General features: G+C 57.4%; 20 protein-coding genes. 14 read left to right on the top strand and 6 right to left on the bottom strand.

Annotated features, from left to right (window positions below; all coding sequences use genetic code 11):
• Nucleotides 1–17 precede the first annotated feature (17 nt).
• The 4 genes from LKO31_RS07785 to LKO31_RS07770 all read left to right on the top strand — a co-directional run bounded on the left by LKO31_RS07785 (nt 18) and on the right by LKO31_RS07770 (nt 3,181).
• Nucleotides 18–440, top strand: coding sequence for a hypothetical protein (locus LKO31_RS07785; RefSeq protein WP_227689727.1), 423 nt, complete (start codon nt 18–20; stop codon nt 438–440).
• A gap of 180 nt (nt 441–620) precedes the next feature.
• The gene (locus tag LKO31_RS07780) at nt 621–929 is read left to right on the top strand and encodes a PepSY domain-containing protein (RefSeq protein ID WP_227689726.1); all 309 of its coding nucleotides are present in this window, start codon (nt 621–623) and stop codon (nt 927–929) included.
• A 171-nt stretch (nt 930–1,100) separates the two neighbouring features.
• Entirely contained in the window at nt 1,101–1,766 is a 666-nt protein-coding gene (locus LKO31_RS07775) for a response regulator transcription factor (protein ID WP_227689725.1), read from the top strand.
• A gap of 110 nt (nt 1,767–1,876) precedes the next feature.
• Entirely contained in the window at nt 1,877–3,181 is a 1,305-nt protein-coding gene (locus LKO31_RS07770; RefSeq protein WP_320443486.1) for a sensor histidine kinase, read from the top strand.
• 148 nt (nt 3,182–3,329) lie between these two features.
• Here the strand turns inward: LKO31_RS07770 and LKO31_RS07765 are convergent, their stop codons facing one another.
• The gene (locus LKO31_RS07765) at nt 3,330–3,617 is read right to left on the bottom strand and encodes a chorismate mutase (protein WP_227689724.1); all 288 of its coding nucleotides are present in this window, start codon (nt 3,615–3,617) and stop codon (nt 3,330–3,332) included.
• A gap of 107 nt (nt 3,618–3,724) precedes the next feature.
• Here LKO31_RS07765 and LKO31_RS07760 point away from each other — a divergent pair, with 107 nt between their 5' ends.
• The 3 genes from LKO31_RS07760 (at nt 3,725) to LKO31_RS07750 (ending at nt 7,644) form a co-directional block, all read left to right on the top strand.
• Entirely contained in the window at nt 3,725–4,738 is a 1,014-nt protein-coding gene (locus tag LKO31_RS07760; RefSeq protein ID WP_227689723.1) for a polyprenyl synthetase family protein, read from the top strand.
• A gap of 33 nt (nt 4,739–4,771) precedes the next feature.
• Nucleotides 4,772–7,255, top strand: coding sequence for an ATP-dependent helicase HrpB (gene hrpB / locus LKO31_RS07755; protein WP_227689722.1), 2,484 nt, complete (start codon nt 4,772–4,774; stop codon nt 7,253–7,255).
• 110 nt (nt 7,256–7,365) lie between these two features.
• On the top strand, nt 7,366–7,644 hold the full coding sequence (locus LKO31_RS07750; RefSeq protein ID WP_227689721.1) for an ETC complex I subunit: 279 nt from the start codon (nt 7,366–7,368) through the stop codon (nt 7,642–7,644).
• Between the two features lie 261 nt (nt 7,645–7,905).
• On the opposite strand, the gene LKO31_RS07745 is transcribed toward LKO31_RS07750, so the two are convergent.
• The 4 genes from LKO31_RS07745 to LKO31_RS07730 form a co-directional block, all read right to left on the bottom strand.
• On the bottom strand, nt 7,906–8,121 hold the full coding sequence (locus tag LKO31_RS07745) for a DUF4170 domain-containing protein (protein WP_227689720.1): 216 nt from the start codon (nt 8,119–8,121) through the stop codon (nt 7,906–7,908).
• A 122-nt stretch (nt 8,122–8,243) separates the two neighbouring features.
• Nucleotides 8,244–9,062, bottom strand: coding sequence for a hypothetical protein (locus tag LKO31_RS07740; RefSeq protein WP_227689719.1), 819 nt, complete (start codon nt 9,060–9,062; stop codon nt 8,244–8,246).
• Nucleotides 9,059–9,496, bottom strand: coding sequence for a phage holin family protein (locus tag LKO31_RS07735; protein ID WP_227689718.1), 438 nt, complete (start codon nt 9,494–9,496; stop codon nt 9,059–9,061). The genes LKO31_RS07740 and LKO31_RS07735 overlap by 4 nt, the downstream gene beginning before the upstream one ends.
• A 135-nt stretch (nt 9,497–9,631) precedes the next feature.
• The gene (locus tag LKO31_RS07730; RefSeq protein ID WP_227689717.1) at nt 9,632–10,177 is read right to left on the bottom strand and encodes a hypothetical protein; all 546 of its coding nucleotides are present in this window, start codon (nt 10,175–10,177) and stop codon (nt 9,632–9,634) included.
• Nucleotides 10,178–10,425: 248 nt separating this feature from the next.
• Here LKO31_RS07730 and eno point away from each other — a divergent pair, with 248 nt between their 5' ends.
• The 7 genes from eno (at nt 10,426) to LKO31_RS07695 (ending at nt 17,210) form a co-directional block, all read left to right on the top strand.
• On the top strand, nt 10,426–11,700 hold the full coding sequence (gene eno / locus LKO31_RS07725) for a phosphopyruvate hydratase (RefSeq protein ID WP_227689716.1): 1,275 nt from the start codon (nt 10,426–10,428) through the stop codon (nt 11,698–11,700).
• Nucleotides 11,701–11,979: 279 nt separating this feature from the next.
• A complete protein-coding gene (locus LKO31_RS07720) occupies nt 11,980–12,306 on the top strand; it encodes an FtsB family cell division protein (RefSeq protein WP_227689715.1) in 327 nt (108 codons plus the stop codon).
• 367 nt (nt 12,307–12,673) lie between these two features.
• Nucleotides 12,674–13,744 carry a pyruvate dehydrogenase (acetyl-transferring) E1 component subunit alpha gene (pdhA, locus tag LKO31_RS07715; protein WP_407699260.1) on the top strand — a complete coding sequence of 357 codons (1,071 nt, stop codon included), beginning with the start codon at nt 12,674–12,676 and terminating at the stop codon, nt 13,742–13,744.
• Nucleotides 13,744–15,108: a pyruvate dehydrogenase complex E1 component subunit beta gene (locus LKO31_RS07710; RefSeq protein ID WP_227689714.1), complete on the top strand. Its 1,365-nt coding sequence runs from the start codon at nt 13,744–13,746 to the stop codon at nt 15,106–15,108. The genes pdhA and LKO31_RS07710 overlap by 1 nt, the downstream gene beginning before the upstream one ends.
• 82 nt (nt 15,109–15,190) lie before the next feature.
• Entirely contained in the window at nt 15,191–15,979 is a 789-nt protein-coding gene (locus tag LKO31_RS07705) for a hypothetical protein (protein WP_227689713.1), read from the top strand.
• Between the two features lie 146 nt (nt 15,980–16,125).
• Nucleotides 16,126–16,863, top strand: a complete 738-nt coding sequence (gene epsC / locus LKO31_RS07700) for a serine O-acetyltransferase EpsC (protein ID WP_227689712.1) — start codon at nt 16,126–16,128, stop codon at nt 16,861–16,863.
• Entirely contained in the window at nt 16,863–17,210 is a 348-nt protein-coding gene (locus LKO31_RS07695; RefSeq protein ID WP_227689711.1) for a DUF2794 domain-containing protein, read from the top strand. The genes epsC and LKO31_RS07695 overlap by 1 nt, the downstream gene beginning before the upstream one ends.
• Before the next feature lie 86 nt (nt 17,211–17,296).
• Here LKO31_RS07695 and LKO31_RS07690 read toward each other — a convergent pair whose 3' ends face one another.
• On the bottom strand, nt 17,297–18,202 hold the full coding sequence (locus tag LKO31_RS07690) for an SDR family oxidoreductase (protein WP_227689710.1): 906 nt from the start codon (nt 18,200–18,202) through the stop codon (nt 17,297–17,299).
• Nucleotides 18,203–18,215: the final 13 nt, after the last annotated feature.

Raw genomic sequence — 18,215 nt, 5'->3', positions numbered from 1 at the left:
AAAAGAAGGAAGTTGTTATGCAATTGATGAAAAAAGCTGGAATGGCTGCGCTATTGTCCGCTGCGTTGGTGGTCGGGGCTGTGCCCAGCCATGCCGGCCACACCAACCCTGTGGACCAACAAACCAATCCGCAGGCTGAAAATTTCACGGATGTTCACATTGCTCCGCGCAAGCTGGATGTGCCCTTTGTGCGGGATGCAGGCGTCACCAATCCCCAGATTTTTCGCGGTGTTACCAATGGCTTGACGCCGGACGCGCTGACGCAAGTGATAGGCCAGCCCGTTAAGAAAGATCGCCGTTCGTGGGACTATCAGTTTAAATTTGCGATGACCAATTCGCAGAATTTTTTGGTGTGCCAATATAAGGTGAAATTTGACCGCGAAGATCGTGTTGCATCTGCCATTTGGCGTCGTCAACAATGTGCCGCGCTCGCTAATTAAGTACCGGATATGGCCCTGATACGGCAATGGAGATGGATGGTTTGAACAGGCCAAAGCCTGAGAAACAGGCGGATCGGAAAAAATCCGCTTGTCTTCACGCTCAACGATACGTTTAATCTAAATATCGTGTTTTGACGATATTCATCCTCTATTCAACGCTGTGAAGCTAGACCCATTGGCATGACCCAAATTCTGACCTCCTCTATCGCTTTGGCTTTATTGCTGGCATCGGGCGCGCCTGCTTCGGCAGTGGCGCGGGATCGGGATCAGCAGCATCTGCGCGAAGCCGCGGCGCAGGGGCAAGTGATGCCGCTGAACCGTATCATTGCTGACGTTCGCGCTCGTGCGCCCTATCGGGATATGAACTATCTGGGTGGCCCGCAATTTGATGCGCGGCAAATGGTCTATGCCTTGAAATTCATGGACGGCAGCAAAGTCGTCGTGGTCTATGTTGATGCACGCACGGGGCAAATTGTCGGGCGCCGCTGAACCAGATGACGTTTGATGCATATGGTCTTTTGGGGCGTGAATGAAGGAGAGGCCATGACGCGATACCATATTTCTGTTGGAGCGGTGTCGGACATATGGTCGAATGGTCTGCAACAGATGATCGGAAACAGGGGGCGTCCAGTTGATGGCACCCGGACGAAAGGCGCCTGAATGCGAATTTTGATTGTCGAAGATGAACCCACTTTGGGTCCACAGTTAAAGTCGGTGCTGGAAGGCGCGGGTTATGCCGTGGATTTGGCGACCGATGGCGAAGAAGGCCATTTTCTGGGCTCGACCGAGGAATATGACGCGGTGGTTCTGGATCTGGGCTTGCCAGAGGTCGACGGATTGACCGTGCTGGACCGCTGGCGCCGTGAAAAGCGCAACTTTCCTGTGCTGGTTTTGACGGCGCGTGACAGTTGGTCCGACAAGGTGGCGGGGCTGGATGCTGGCGCTGATGATTATTTGGCCAAGCCATTTCAGACCGAAGAACTGATCGCCCGACTGCGCGCCCTTATTCGCCGTGCGTCGGGCAATGCGTCCAGCGAATTGCTAGCGGGGCCAGTGCGGCTGGATACGCGCTCTGGCCGTGTGACCTTGAATGGCGAAGCCGTGAAATTGACGGCGCAGGAATATAAGCTGCTGTCTTATTTGCTGCATCACAAAGGCAAGGTGGTGTCGCGCACCGAATTGATCGAACATATTTATGATCAGGATTTCGACCGCGATTCCAACACCATCGAAGTGTTCGTGACCCGTATTCGCAAGAAATTGGGCGCGGATATTATCACCACCATGCGCGGGCTTGGGTATCAGCTTGACGATCCGCAGGGCTGAATCAGCCCGATATGACGGACTCGGACAGCCCGACGACCTTTAATATGACATCCGACCCCGTCAGGCGTCCGGCTTTGGCTGGACGCCTGACGGGGTCGTTGGCGCGGCGTATGATCGCCATTGCCACGCTGTGGATATCGCTGCTGCTGCTGGGCGGTGGTTTGGCGCTCGACCGTGTCCTGACCAACGCGATCACCAATAATTTTGACAGCGGGTTGGAATATGTTCTGATGGCGATGATCCGATCGTCAGAAATTGGCCCCGATGGCGAAGTGCGATTGGTGGAACCGCTGGGCGATCAGCGTTTTTTGGAACCTTATAGCGGTTTATATTGGCAGATTAGCGGGGGTAATCAGGAACCCTATCGGTCGCGGTCCTTATGGGAACGCACATTGGATATATCGTCCAACATGGATGATGAAAAAATCTATACCCACGATAGCAGCCAATTTCCGGACGAGAAATTACGTGTGTTGGAACGCACGGTCATTTTGCCTGGCAGCCCCGTCAAATGGCATTATCAAATCGCGCAATCGCGTGAGGCTTTGGACGCGCAAAAAAGCGTTGTGCGGCGGACCTTATTCCCCAGTCTGGCTTTGTTGGGCGTGGGCTTGATCATTTTGGCGGCGCTTCAGACATTTTATGGCCTGTGGCCGCTGCGCCATATTCGCCGTGCGATTGCCGCCATGCGCGGGGGTGATCAAGGGCGTATCATTGCCCCACTGCCCGTCGAAGTGAAGCCGATGGTGGACGAACTCAACGCGTTGCTGGCCCATAATGAGCAACAGGCCGAGGAAGCGCGGCTTCATGCGGGTAATTTGGCCCATGCCCTGAAAACGCCATTGACGGTGCTGATGAATGCCGCCGCCAGCAATGACCCAGAATTGGCCACAGCGGTGCGGCGCGAGGCGGCGACCATGCAGCGGCAGGTGGACCATCATTTGGCGCGCGCCCGCGCAGTGGGGCGGCGCGGAGCGGCACAGGCGCGGGCGAATGTTTTTGACTGTGTGGACAGCGTGTCGCGCGCGGTGGGCCGCTTATTTCCCGATGTTCGGATCGACAGCGAAGGGGACCGCCAGTTGGTGGTTCGGATTGAAAAACAAGATCTGGAAGAATTGCTGGGCAATTTGATGGAAAATGCCGCCAAATATGGTGGCGGCAGCGTGTTTGTGACGGTGAAGCGCGACGGGGACATGGCCGAAATTTGGGTCGAGGACGATGGCATGGGCGTGTCACCCGCCGATCGAACGCGGATATTTGATCGCGGCGTGCGATTGGACAGCGGTAAGCCGGGTACGGGCTTGGGCTTGGCCATTGTGCGCGATGTTACCGAAATTTATGGTGGCAGCATCATGATGGACGAAAGCGAAGATTTGGGCGGGGTGCTGGTGCGCTTGCGCCTGCCTGCTGCTTAGCGCGGTTGTATCGATATGGGGGGGATTTTGCCCCGCCATATTTGTGACGATTCGCGCCGCTGCATCCCCTAGGAATATAGCCAAAATATATGGAATTTGGCGGATGCCGCCTTATGGGGTTGGCGCTGGCGGGGCAGGGGTGCAGGCTTTAAGCGCCCGCATCCTGTTTGGCTTGTTGGTGATGGCGAATGACTTCGTCGATGATGAAGCGCAGGAATTTCTCGCTGAATTCGGGGTCCAGATCGGCGTCTTGGGCAAGGCTGCGCAGGCGTTCGACTTGGCGGCTTTCGCGGTCAGGATCAGCGGCGGGAAGGTCGATTTGGGCCTTTAACTCGCCAACCGCTTTGGTGACCTTGAATCGTTCGGCCAGCATATAGATGAGCGCGGCATCGATATTGTCGATGCTTTGGCGATAACGGCGAAGCTGGTCGTCCATGGTTTATGATGTCTCCTGTTCGACGGACGATTGGCATTGGACGGGGGGCAAAAGCAAGCCGAAAGTCATTGCAAAATTCACCTTATCGCGCCAAGGCAAGCGGCGATATGACTGCTGATCTTCAACTGCACGCTGGGGATGCCCCGCCCTCTCTCCTGACGCTGATGGAGCTTGTCTCCGATGATATGGAGCTGGTGAACGACGTTTTGTTGGAACGGATGCAGTCCGATGTTCCGATGATTCCCCAATTGGCGGACCATTTGGTGTCCAGCGGCGGCAAGCGAATGCGTCCCATGCTGACGCTGGCCTGCGCTGCCGTGCTGAATTATCGGGGCCGCAAACATTGTGATTTGGCAGCGGCGGTGGAATTTATCCACACCGCAACCTTGCTGCATGACGATGTGGTGGACGGGTCGGATTTGCGCCGTGGTCGGCAAACCGCGAACATCATTTGGGGCAATAGCGCGTCGGTGTTGGTCGGCGATTTCCTATTTGCCCGCGCCTTTGAATTGATGGTGGAAGTGGGTTCTCTGCGCGCCTTGCACATTTTGTCGCGGGCGTCGGCGGTGATTGCGGAAGGCGAAGTCAGCCAATTGTCCGCCCAGCACCAGATCGAAACCAGCGAAGAACAATATTTGGCCATTATCAATGGCAAGACGGCGGAATTATTCGCGGCGGCCAGCAAAATCGCCGCTGTGGTTGCGGAACGCACCGATGATAGCGAAGAACGGCTGGATAGTTTTGGCCGCAATTTGGGCATGGCATTTCAGTTGATCGACGATGCCATTGACTATGTTTCGGACGAAGAAACGATGGGCAAGGGCGTGGGCGATGATTTTCGCGATGGCAAAATCACTCTGCCGGTCATTTTGGCCTATGCGCGCGGCAATGCCGAGGAACGCCAGTTCTGGCAGGACGCCATGACAGGCAAGCGCATCAGCGATGCGGATTTGGACCATGCCAAGGCGTTGCTGCACAAATATGATGCGGTGACGGACACCATGGCCCGTGCGCGCGATTATGGGCAAAAGGCGATTGAGGCACTGGCCCCATTCCCCGAAACCCCTGCCAAGGCGGCGCTAAGCGAGGCTGTGGCCTTTGCTGTTTCGCGCGCTTATTGATCGACGCTGTTTGTCGGACGGACGGTGGCCGTCATGAGCAGAAGCGAATTTTTGACCCCGCTGCCCATTGATGCGGTGTTGCCTGATGTGCTGTCGGCGCTGCGGACGCAAACCGCCGCCATTGTTGTTGCCCCGCCGGGGGCAGGTAAGACGACACGCATTGCCCCAGCTTTGCTGAATGAGCCATGGTGCGATGGTCAGATTTGGCTATTGTCGCCCCGCCGCCTATCCGCCCGCGCGGCTGCCGAGCGTATTGCCGAGGAAATGGGCGAGAAAACGGGGGGGCTGATCGGCTATGCCACCCGTATGGACAGCCGCCATAGCGCGCAAACGCGCCTGCTGGTGATGACACCGGGCTTGTTCCGCAGCCGGATTTTGGCGGACCCCGAATTGGCGGGCGTATCAGCGGTGTTGTTCGACGAAGTGCATGAGCGCAGCTTGGACAGCGACTTTGCCTTGGCCTTGGCGCTGGATTGTCAGCAAGGGCTGCGCGAGGATTTGCGCCTGATCGCCATGTCGGCGACGTTGGACGGGGCGCGTTTTTCTGCCATGTTAAACGATGCGCCGGTCATTGAAAGCATGGGCAAAAGCTGGCCGTTGGAGCTGCGATATCTGGGCCGCCGCGCCGAGGAACGGATAGAGGCGGCGATGTTGTCGGCCATTCGCACGGCGTTAAGCGAACAGCCTACTGGCGACATATTGGCTTTCTTACCTGGGGTTGCGGAGATTGAGCGCACCGCCGACGCCGTGACCGCCGCGCAATTGCCCATCAGCCTGCATAAATTGCATGGCCAAGTGGACCCGACATTACAGCGCAAGGCGCTGGCCTCCGACGCAGAGGGGCGACGCAAGCTGATCTTGGCGACCAGCATTGCGGAAACCAGCCTGACCATCGAGGGCGTACGGATTGTGGTGGATTGCGGCTTAGCGCGCCGTCCCCGTTTCGACAAAGCGGCGGGTATTTCGCGTCTGGTCACCGAACGCGCCAGCCAAGCATCGGCGACGCAGCGCGCCGGACGTGCGGCGCGCCAAGGGGCTGGCACGGCCTATCGTTTGTGGGAAGCGGCGGCGACAGCCGGCATGCCGCCTTTTGACCCGCCGGAAATTGGCGAAAGCGACCTGATGCCTTTGGTGCTGGATTGCGCGTCATGGGGGGTGAGCGACCCCGCCAGCTTGGCATGGCTGGACCTGCCCGCCGCGCCCGCCGTGGAGGAAGCGCGCAGCCGCCTGATGCGTTACGGCGCGCTGGATGCAGATGGGCGGATTAGCGCGGCGGGCCATGCCATGGCGGCGCTGCCCTTGCCCGTGCCCTTGGCGCATATGATGTTAGAAGCCGCAGCGGCGGGCGAGGCGGATCAGGCCGCGCAAGTGGCGGTGTTGCTGAGTGAAAATGGGCTGGGTGGGCGCATGGCGGATGTGGAACAGCGCTTGTCCCGCGCCCGCAGTCAGAGCGGGCAGCGGGCCGAAGCCGCGCGGCGGTTGGCCCAGCGATTGGCCAAATTGGCCAAGGAAAAAGCACTGCATCAGGGCAAGCCGTCGCGGTCGGTTGGCGGATGGATTGCCACGGCGTGGCCGGACCGCTTGGCCCGTGCGCGCGGCAATGGACGCGGTGAATATCTGAGCGTTGGCGGCCCAGCCTATCGCATCGACCCGCTGGACCCGTTGGCTAGTGCGGAATGGATTGCGGTGGGTGATGCCCAAGGGCATCCATCGGGTGTTCGCATCCTTAGCGGCGCAGCCTTGGACAGCATGGAGGTTGAGGCGCTATTTGGGGCGCAGGCCGAAGATCGGGTAATCAGCGCCTATGATGCCAGCCAAGACCGTGTCGAGCAAAAGCGCGAACGGCGCTTGGGTGCGATATTGCTGAAGCGCTGGCAGGACGGCGGCGCGGCGGCATCGGCTCAGTCCGTGCGGGTGCGCATGGACGCGGTGGCGGCCAAGGGCTTGTCGCTGATCGCATGGGGGGAACGGGCGCGCGCCATTCGCCAACGTGCGGCTTTTGCGGGTTTGATGGAATTGTCCGACGAGGCTTTGCTGGCCAGCTTGGATATGTGGTTGGAACCGGTGCTGGGCGGGAGCAAGGGGCTGCGGGATTTGCCGGACGGGCGGATGGCCGATGCTTTGCTGAATATGCTGGACTGGCCGCAGCGCCAATCGCTGGACCAATTGGCGCCCGCCGATTTCAAAAGCCCTGCTGGCAATCGCCATGCCATTGACTATGGCAGCGAGGGCGGCCCCACCGTGACCTTGCGGGTGCAGGAATTGTTCGGCCTGTCGCGCCACCCGATGGTGGGGCAGCCTGCGGTGCCGCTCATCTTGTCGCTGACATCGCCCGCGCATCGGCCCATTCAAACGACGCGTGACTTGCCTAGTTTTTGGGCCGGGTCGTGGCGCGATGTCGCCAAGGATATGCGGGGGCGCTATCCCAAACATGCTTGGCCTGACAGTCCTGCCGATGCCAAAGCCAGCGTGTTGACCAAGGCGGCGCAGGCGCGGCGCGATGGCGGGGCGGCTTGAGGTCGGCGTGTTGTGTTGGCTATGGTGAAGATGCAGTTGAAAATGTCCTCTTTTCCTTGGCGCGCCCAGCGGCTAAGGGAGCGAGTGACCGTTATTATGAAGGTGATACAATGAAAGCGCGGATTTTTCAGAAGCCCAAAAATGCGATGCAGTCCGGTCGGGCGGGTACGCAAGACTGGTTTCTGGAATTTGCACCAGCAGAAGCCCGCACCCCCGACCCTTTGATGGGCTGGGCGGGCAGCGGTGACACCCGCCGTCAATTGCGTTTCAGCTTTAAATCTTTGGATGAAGCCAAAGCTTATGCCGAGCGCAATGGCATTGACGCCGACATCGTGCCGCCAACCGTGCGCCGCCTGAAGTTACAGGCCTATGCCGATAATTTCCGCTGATGGACGCGGGGATGCCCGACGATAGGGCATCCGCTTTTTTATCTTGGTGTCGCATGGGCCATCGATAGCCCGTTTGCTATGCCCATAAAATTGGGCCGATAAGCTGAAGTTCATAAGAAAAAGGCCGCTTCGCCCCGACCATTTGGTCTGATTGCGATAGCGGCCATTTTTATGTCTGTTGGGCTATTGCTCGCGCCCATCTGTCAGGCAGTTTGCGCGTCGCCGCATGAAGGGCGTGACGCTGCTGCCTGATGAGTCGGATTATTCGGCTTCAGGCTCCAGCAACTTGTGCAGGTGAACAACCACATATTTCATTTCGGCGTCATCGACGGTGCGCTGTGCCGCGGCGCGCCATGCATTTTCTGCAGCGGCATAATCGGGGAAAAGCCCAACGATTTCAACGGCATCGAGGTCGACAAAATCCAAGCCTTGTGGGTCAGATACGCGGCCACCGAAAACAAGGTGTAGCTTGCTCATTCTTATATCCTTGCGAAACGCCTGAAACACGGCGCCTGAAAACAAGCGCAGTGGCTTCAGATACGGGGAGGGGGAAGCCGCCCCATATCAAAAATCCTGTCCGTACAGCAAGCCCAAGCTTGTTATTTTATTTCGTCTTTTTTTGAAACGAGCGAGCCGACCAACAGGCCTGCCGCCAAAGCACCAGCCAATAAGGTCAAGGGCTGTTCTGCGGCAAATTCGCGGGCGCGCGATGATGCGACAGATGCTTTTTCTTTGCCCTTGGCATAAGCATTTTCGGCGGCATGTTTGGCGACATCGGCTTGCTCGCGCCCTTTGGCGGCCAATTCGGACGTGGCGGCGCGGGCGCGGCCATAGCCTTCTTGGACGCGGGCCTTGGCGGCTTCGGCGGTTTGGCGTGCGTTTTCGGCGGTGCGTTCAGCCAATTCGCTGGCTTTGTCCCGCGTGTCGCGGGCGGTTTGACCTAGGGGCTTCATTTTATCCTCCAACTGTTCTTGGACTTTCCGAGCGGCCAACAGACTGGCAGCCTGAGTCGCTTTCCATCTCGCCTTGGCGGTTTGGGTTTCGGTTTCTGGCGGGTCGATATAGTCTTCGTCTTGTGGGTCGGGGTCCAGCGCCCGATTGATCGACGCGGCAAAGGATTTGACCGCTTTGCCGCTGCGCTTCCACACAGCGGGTGCTTGTTCGCGAATGGGGTCGCGCAGCAACCACGCCAATCCGCCCACGGCTGCGACACCCAAAATAGCGCGATTCGCCGACACTTCGCGGCGGGTAAAATCCGCCACATCATGGGCGGTAGATTTGACATGATATTTGCCGCGTTCGGCCAAGGCGGCTGGCTGTAATTCGCTGTGGGTCAGCCCCAAGCTGCGGCGAAGCTGGGATCGTTGCAGCATGGCCTGATGCGCGGCATTGGCCAAAGCTGTGCGTGATGCGCTCATTCGGCGTCTCCCTCACCAAAAACATCGCGGCGCAGGGCCACTTGAATATTCGCGGCGCCCGATTTGGCACGCATCGCAGCCAGCCCAGCCAGCAACAATAGCGCAAAACTGACCAGCAAAGTGGCCGCCAATGGGCCCATGATGGTGGACAGGCTGAGGACCATCCCAATGGCGAAGGTCAAAAGCGCCACAAAAGCCGCAATCGCCGCGACGATGCCCCACAGGGACATGGTCTTGGTACCTTGTTTTGCCAATTCGCCGCGTGCTTTGAGCAGGGCCACCTCTGCCTTGGCGGTATTGCTGGCATTGTCCAAGACGTCGCGAACCAAGTCGCTGAAGGGAATGGGGGCTTCTTGCGGTGCATGGCTGTGGGAAGCGCCGTCGGGCGCATAGCCGTGGCTTATGCTTTCGAAGCCATCGCTATTCTTCGCCAAAAGCTCATTCCTTTATTTGGTGCCAATATATCTGCCGGACGTGGAACGCCGCGTCCTTGGGCCGAGCTATGGTGGGCTGGCTTCCGATAGGAGCGCGAACCGCCCCGCAACCGAGGAAGCGGGGCGGTGTCGGTCTCAGTCCTTCGAGCCGCCTTTCAACATGCGGGCCAGCACAAAGCCGACAACAGCGGCGGCGCCAACGGCCACGGCGGGGCTTTTGCGAACAAAGTCGCGGGCATTTTCGGCCAGTTCGTCAATGTCCTTTTGCTCCAACGAGTTGGCAAAGCCCGATACGCTGGTCGCGGCACTGCGGGCATAGTCGCCATATTGTTTGCCCAGCTTGTCGTCGACAGTGGGGGCTGTGTCCTGCAACAGCTTCGCAAGGCTGCCGACAGCTTCGGCGGCCTTGCCTTTGCCAGCGGTGGCGGCGTCGCGGGCTTTGGTGCTGGCCTGATCTTTCAGATTGGCGGCTTCGCCCTTGAGATTGTCCGCGTGGCGGCGCGCTTCATCTTTGATCGTGCCGACGGTGGCCGATACTTGGTCGCGAATGGGGTGGTTGCGCGCTTGGTCGGCCATATTGTCCAAAGTTTCCTTTGTTGCGACAATGGCTTCGGCTGCGCCTTCCTTGGCTGTGTCTGCCGCTGTCGAGAAAGGCGAATTGTCAGAATTGGCGTTGGCCATAGTTATAATCCTCATTCTCTCTGTGTGAAATCCCTGAAATCAGCGATTAATCAGAAATGACAAAATCCAGTTACGCTAGTGCGGACATTAGCACATAGATGACAGAGTTTATATAGCGAGGCGGGGGCAATGGTTCCATAGCTGTCAAAATTTCCTGACAATCTTGCGCTCCTGTCCGCACAAAGATAACAGGCGGTCGATTGTAACCCATCGGCCTGTTTCGGGCCATTTTTTGCAGGACGACCATCATGACTGCCATCATCGACATTCACGGCCGCGAAATCCTTGACAGCCGTGGAAATCCCACGGTTGAAGTGGATGTTTTGTTGGAGGATGGCAGCTTTGGCCGCGCTGCCGTGCCATCCGGCGCATCGACTGGCGCGCACGAAGCCATGGAATTGCGCGACGGCGACAAGAGCCGCTATTTGGGCAAGGGCGTGACCAAGGCTGTTGAAGCCGTCAACGCCGACATCGCCGAAGCCTTGCTGGGCTTGGACGCCGAAGATCAGCGCGAAATCGACGACAAGATGATCGAAGTCGATGGCACTCCCAACAAGTCGCGTTTGGGTGCGAATGCCATTTTGGGCGTCAGTCTGGCCGTGGCCAAGGCGGCGGCTGATGCACGTGGTTTGCCGCTGTACCGCTATGTTGGCGGCGTGTCCGCCCGCACCTTGCCTGTGCCGATGATGAACATCATCAATGGCGGTGAACATGCCGATAACCCCATTGATTTCCAAGAATTTATGGTGATGCCGGTGGGCGCCGACAGCATCGCAGAAGCCGTGCGTTGGGGTTCGGAAATTTTCCACACGCTGAAGAAGGGCCTGTCGCAAAAGGGTCTGGCCACCGCTGTGGGTGACGAAGGCGGTTTTGCGCCAAATCTGGCATCGACCCGCGATGCGCTGGACTTTATCTCCGCTTCGGTCGAACAAGCTGGCTTCAAGCTGGGCAGCGATGTTGTGCTGGCGCTGGACTGTGCATCGACCGAATTTTTCAAAAATGGCAAATATGAAATCAGCGGCGAAAATCTGTCGCTATCGCCAGAAGAATTTGCGGAATATCTGGCCAAGCTGGTTGCTGACTATCCGATCAAGTCGATCGAAGATGGCATGGGCGAAGATGATTTCATCGGCTGGAAGGCGCTGACCGACTTGATCGGTAACAAGTGCCAACTGGTTGGAGACGATTTGTTCGTCACCAACCCTGCTCGTTTGGAAGAAGGTATCACCAAGGGCTTGGCTAACAGCCTGTTGGTGAAAGTTAACCAGATCGGCACGCTGTCGGAAACGCTGGATGCGGTCGATATGGCGCATCGTGCGCGTTACACCGCTGTTATGTCGCACCGTTCGGGTGAGACCGAAGATTATACCATTGCCGACTTGGCGGTTGCCACCAACTGCGGTCAGATCAAGACCGGCAGCTTGGCCCGTTCGGACCGGTTGGCAAAATATAACCAGCTGATCCGTATCGAAGAAGAATTGGGCAATATGGCGATTTACCCAGGCGCGAAAATCTTCGCCTAAATCGTTGATGCTAAGGCTGGCCGTTCGTTGGTTGGCCGCTTGAATGACGGCGCTGTTCCCATTGGGGCGGCGCCGTTTTTTATGTGTAGGGCGGGCGTTATGGGCGTTGTGGCAGGGACGATGCTTTCGCCGCGCGCTGGGTTCGGGCATGTGGGGCCGTGCGTCGCGGCCAGCGCGACGGGGTGGGCTACGCCGCTATTCAGTGCATATATATAATATTATCGCACAATTCGTCCTGCATGCCTTGACGCGGGGAATCTGCTGTGATTCAACGAATCTATGATGCAACGCCACAAACTTCGTAAATCCATGGGCAAGGCCACAGGGCCAGCTTTGGCGCTGATCGCGGTGCTGGCGATGCTCGGCTATGCGATTTTCGGCCCGACCGGACTTTATGCTTGGGGCGAATATGGTCAGTCGGTGGAAAAGAAGCAGTTGATCCTGACGGAATTGCAAAAGCGCGAAAGCGAATTGCAGAACCGTGTGAATTTGTTGGACCAGCGCCGCGTCGACCCTGATCTGGCCGAAGAATATGTCCGAGAACGTCTGGGTGCTTATCATCCTGATGAAGTGATTATCCCGATGGAATCGCCCAAAAAGCCGTGATGGCACGGGCTGGATGAGGTGTGTGCGCCATCGACAGGCCTTGTTTTTGGACATGGATTGCAAAAAATAAGCCGAGATGTGCAAAATATATTTTGGTTAAAAGAACCAATTGCGATAAATGCAATAGGTGTTGCAATCGGAACTAAAATTCACAATCGGCCATGCTTATGTAATTATCTGACATTGCATTGCGCCGGCCTTGAAACCTCTGTTCAAATTTTGCGTTGAGGTGGTGGCAGGTGGCTTTTTTATAGGACCTGCGTTATCACTATATGCCCGTTTGGCACTGGTTAGAGGCGTTGCCATTTCAGGATTTCGTCTCTTATAGCGCTGGTGCCATTACGGCTTAACGCAAAGGAAAATCGCCTTGGCCAAAGCTCCTGCGCGCTCGAATGACGCGCCCAAAAAAGCTGCTGCTACCCCCGCGCCTGCGCCCAACCGCGAGATGCCGCGTGATCCGGTGCCTTATGATGCGTCGCCCGAAGAATTGGAAAAATTCTATCGCGACATGATGTTGATCCGCCGTTTCGAAGAAAAGGCTGGCCAGCTTTATGGTCTGGGCCTGATCGGCGGTTTTTGTCATTTATATATTGGCCAAGAAGCGGTGGCTGTTGGTTTGCAGTCCGCGCTGGACGCCGACAAGGACAGCGTGATTACCGGTTACCGCGACCATGGCCATATGTTGGCTTATGGTATCGACCCCAATGTGATTATGGCCGAACTGACGGGCCGCGCCGCTGGCATTTCGCGCGGCAAGGGCGGTTCGATGCATATGTTCAGCGTGGAACATAAATTTTATGGCGGTCACGGTATTGTGGGCGCACAGGTTGCGCTGGGCAATGGTTTGGCTTTTGCGCATAAATATCGCGGAGATGGCGGCGTTGCCATGGCCTATTTTGGTGATGGCGCAGCCAACCAAGGTCAGGTCTATGAGAGCTTTAACATGGCCGAGCTGTGGAAATTGCCGATCATTTTTGTGATCGAAAACAACCAATATGCCATGGGTACATCAGTGAACCGTGCGTCGGCTGAGGACCAGCTATATCGTCGCGGCGAAAGCTTCCGCATTCCGGGCTTGCAGATTGACGGCATGGACGTGCTGGCCGTTCGCGGTGCGGCGGAAACGGCGCTAGAATGGGTGCGTGCGGGCAAAGGTCCGATCTTGCTGGAACTGAAAACCTATCGTTATCGCGGCCATTCCATGTCTGACCCAGCGAAATATCGCAGCCGTGAGGAAGTGCAGGCCGTGCGCGACCAGTCGGACCCCATCGAACATTTGAAGCGTTTGATGGTCGAAGCGGGCATCACCGAAGACAAGATCAAGGGAATCGACAAGGAAATCCGCCAGATTGTGAATGAATCGGCTGATTTCGCGGAAAATGCGCCCGAACCCGAATTACACGAACTCTATACCGACGTGCTGGTGGAGCAATATTGATGCCAATCGAACTGAAAATGCCGGCGCTGTCGCCGACGATGGAAGAGGGCACGCTCGCCAAATGGATGGTCAAAGAGGGTGATGTGGTTCAATCGGGCGATATTTTGGCCGAAATTGAAACCGACAAAGCGACGATGGAATTTGAAGCCGTGGACGAAGGCACGGTGGAGAAAATCCTGATCGCTGAGGGCAGCGACAATGTCAAAGTGGGCACGGTCATCGCCATCATTCGCGGCGAAGATGACACGGGCGAAGTCGCCGCCAGCGCCGCGCCCGCCAAGGCCGAAGCTGCCGAAGCGCCTGCGCAAGCGGCTCCTGCTGCCAAGCCTGTAACCGCCAAAGCCCAAGTTTCGGACCCTGCCATTCCGGCGGGTACGGAAATGGTCAAAACGACGGTTCGTGAAGCCTTGCGCGACGCGATGGCCGAAGAAATGCGCGCTGACGACCGCGTTTTCGTGATGGGTGAAGAAGTGGCCGAATATCAGGGGGCCTATAAGGTGACCCAAGGCCTATTGCAGGAATTTGGTCCGCAGCGCGTGGTGGATACGCCGATCACTGAATATGGTTTTGCTGGTCTGGGCGCGGGTGCGGCCATGGGCGGTTTGAAGCCAGTGATCGAGTTTATGACGTTCAACTTTGCCATGCAGGCGATTGACCATATCATCAACTCAGCGGCCAAGACCAACTATATGTCGGGTGGCCAAATGCGTTGCCCGATTGTGTTCCGTGGCCCCAATGGCGCGGCATCGCGTGTGGGCGCACAGCACAGCCAAAATTATGCGCCTTGGTATGCCAATGTGCCAGGGTTGGTGGTCATTTCGCCATATGACGCAGCGGATGCCAAGGGCCTGATGAAGGCAGCCATTCGCAGCGAAGATCCCGTGGTCTTCTTGGAAAATGAGCTGCTATATGGCCGCTCGTTTGATGTGCCCGCGATGGATGATTATGTGCTGCCCATCGGCAAAGCGCGTATCATGCGCGAAGGGGCGGGCGTGACCATTGTCAGCTACTCAATTGGGGTGGGCTTGGCGTTGGAAGCGGCGGAAGCTTTGGCGGCAGATGGCATTGACGCAGAGGTGATCGACCTTCGCACCTTGCGCCCGCTGGATACCGCGACGGTGCTGGCCAGCCTGAAGAAGACCAACCATTTGGTTGTGGTCGAAGAAGGTTGGCCCGTTTGCTCTATTGCCAGCGAATTGGCGATGGTGGCGATGGAACAGGGCTTTGACGATCTGGACGCGCCAGTTGTGCGCGTGTGCAACGAAGACGTTCCATTGCCATATGCGGCCAATTTGGAAAAAGCGGCTGTGGTGGATGTGCCCCGTGTGATTGCAGCGGTAAAGTCGATTTGTAACCGCGCATAATAGCGATAATTTTGATAAAAGGGGCGAAGGATGGCATAGGGCCGCCTTCGCCCCTTTTTATTATTTGTGCAGGAGCCGGCTGGTGCAGCCCAAGATCGAACCATATGGGGAAGTGATGATGACGGAGCATCTGCATAGCGCCCATGATGGCTGCGACGGGCAGGGCGACCACGCGCATCACGTGCCGCACGACAACGATGCGCCAGCGGATGGCGCGATGCTGGCAGCAGAATTTCTGCCCGCGCCCACCGACCCGCGCATATTGTTGACGCTGCCCGCCGACAAGCGCGACGCGGTGCAATGCTTGTGGATGCTGGCATTTCGCCTGACCAAATTGTTAGACGATGTGCGCGAACCGATGATCGGCCAAATTAAATTGGCGTGGTGGCGCGACATGATGGCGATGCTGGGCGCGCAGCCAGATGCTTTGCCGCAGGGGGAGCCGCTTCTGGCAGACTTTCAAAAGCATTTTCACGGTGTTGCGGGTATTGAGGCGTTGGTCGACGCCGCAGAGGCTATGTTGTTAGCCGAGGATGCGACCGAGCAAGAGGTGGCTGCGACAGCATTTGGTCATTGCCTATTTTCCTTGTCGATGCGCTGCACGGCGGGTTCGAACGGGGTGGATGCGCATGTCGGACAGGCTTGGGGCCTGCTATGGGGGGCCTATGTCCAGCGCGGAAGCGAGGATGGTGCGACGTTGCTGGCGGCGGCGGGCGACTGTGCCAAGCTTCGTCCGGCGCAATATGGTGCGGGCCAGCGTGGTTGGTTGATGCTGGACCGCTTGGCAGGGCAAATTGGCCGTGCGGACGGTGCGCGTGATTTGCGCCGAGAGGGGCTGTTGATGCTGCGTATTGGGCTTTTTGGCCGATAAATAAGTCACTATAAAATATAGAAAAATATTTTCATCCGGCGTGAAAAACCGCTGGGGGCTGGAAATATCATGTCGAAAGTCTTAATTACGCAGCATGACACGTGCCGCCGTGCATCCATGGGGAGCAGGGCTTAGGGGATGAACGCATGTTCCAAGGGCTGATCGCCTATCTCGATTCCATCAAGGCACGCGACCCTGCGCCGCGCTCTCGGTGGGAAATTTTGCTATACCCCGGCTTGCTGGCCGTGGGCATGCACCGCATCGCCCATTGGTTGTTTGTGGCGCGCATGTTTTTTCTGGCGCGGTTGGTGAACCATATATCCCGCTGGCTGACCGCCATTGATATTCACCCCGGTGCGACCATTGGTCGCCATTTGTTCATTGACCATGGATTTACCGTCATTGGGGAAACCGCTGAAATTGGCGATAATGTGACGCTGTATCAGTGTGTTACCTTGGGCGGAACAGACCCTGCCAATGGCGTGGGTGGCAAGCGTCACCCGACCTTGTGCGATGATGTGATTGTTGGGGCGGGTGCCCAGATATTGGGCCCCATCACCGTGAATCCCCGTGCGCGCGTCGGCAGCAATGCCGTGGTGACCAAAGATGTGCCCGAAGGCGCGGTGATGGTTGGCATTCCCGCCCGTTCGACCTTGGTCGATGCCACCGAATATTCACGGGAATTTGTTCCCTATGGCACGCCATGCAGCGAAATTTTCGACCCAGCGACGCAGAAGCTGGAAATATTGCAGTGCCAGCTTGAGGTGCTGCAAAAGCAAATCGCGCAGTTGATTGTGCAACGGAAAGGCGACGAGGATAGCGCTGAGCGTTCCGATCACAGCAGCGATCCCAATTCCGACAGCGACGATCGCATCAGCGCATAATGGCACTTCCGCCCAATGTGACGGTGATGCCGGTTCGGGCTGTTCAGCAAATCGGCTTTGATCGGCTGGAGCTGGGCCGAATATTAGATCTTTATGGCCGGATGGTCGCTGCGGGGCATTGGAAAGATTATGCCATGGATTTCCACCGCGACGTGGCGATATTTTCTGCTTTTCGTCGGGCGGCGGAGCGTCCGGAATATCGTATCGAAAAACGCCCCGTCCTGCGTCATCGGCAGGGGATGTGGGCGCTGATATCCGAAGCTGGGTCCGTGTTGAAGCGCGGGGACGAATTGGCCAATATTTTGGCCCCTATTGAGCGGAAATTGATTAAAATCATTAAAGATTAAGGCTGGCCGCAAGCCGAGGAGCCTAAGTCCTAGGAGGCCCCATCATAATAAACCGCCCATGACCAACCATGGGCGGTTTTTATCCATTATGCGCCCAGTTTTTGCAGAGCTTGCATGACGATCATCGACTGTTCGCTGCCCGATTGGGGAACGATTTCGCCCGTGCGGTCGATGATTTGATCCCACGCCGCGGCAATGCCTTCGGGGGTGCGTTGGTCTTCGGGCAAGGCGATGCCCGGTGTCGCGGTGACAAAGGCGGCATGATAGGCACCAGCGCCTGCGCCGATGATCATATTCGATGGGGCGTCTTCGCTGACCAAGAACAGGGCCGCAGGAACCACATTGTCCGGTGTGAATTTTTCGAACAATTCTGGTGGGAAGATATCTTCGGTCATGCGGGTTCCCGCCACTGGCGCGATGGTGTTGCAGCGCACATTATATTTCGCGCCTTCGAGGTGCAGCGTTTTGGTCAGGCCCGCAAGGCCCAGCTTGGCGGCGCCATAATTGGCTTGGCCGAAATTGCCATAAAGGCCGGTGGACGATGCGGTCATCAAAATGCGGCCATAGCCTTGTTCGCGCATCAAATCCCAACAGGCCTTGGTGGCATTGGCGCTGCCTTGCAAGTGAACTTGAAGGACCAGATTAAAATCCTCCATCGTCATTTTGGTAAAGCTTTTGTCACGCAAAATGCCGGCGTTGTTGATGAGGACGTGCACACCGCCCCATGTTTCCTTGGCTTTGGCGACCATTTCTTCCATTTGCTGGGCGTCAGCGACATTGCCGCCGTTGGACATGGCCGTACCGCCAGCAGCCTGAATTTCTTCGACCACTTTCAAGGCAGCGTCGCTGTGGCCCGTGCCATCGCGTGCGCCGCCCAGATCATTGACCACCACCTTGGCACCCCGACGGGCCAATTCCAGCGCATAGGCGCGGCCCAAACCGCCACCTGCTCCGGTGACAATGGCCACGCGTCCGTCGAACGAAATTGTCATTCTCTGCTCCCTA

The sequence above is a fragment of the Sphingopyxis yananensis genome, from assembly GCF_020687785.1.
GTDB lineage: Bacteria > Pseudomonadota > Alphaproteobacteria > Sphingomonadales > Sphingomonadaceae > Sphingopyxis > Sphingopyxis yananensis.
The sequence above is the reverse complement of the archived record's forward strand: the minus strand, read 5'-3'. Positions and strand labels throughout refer to the sequence as shown.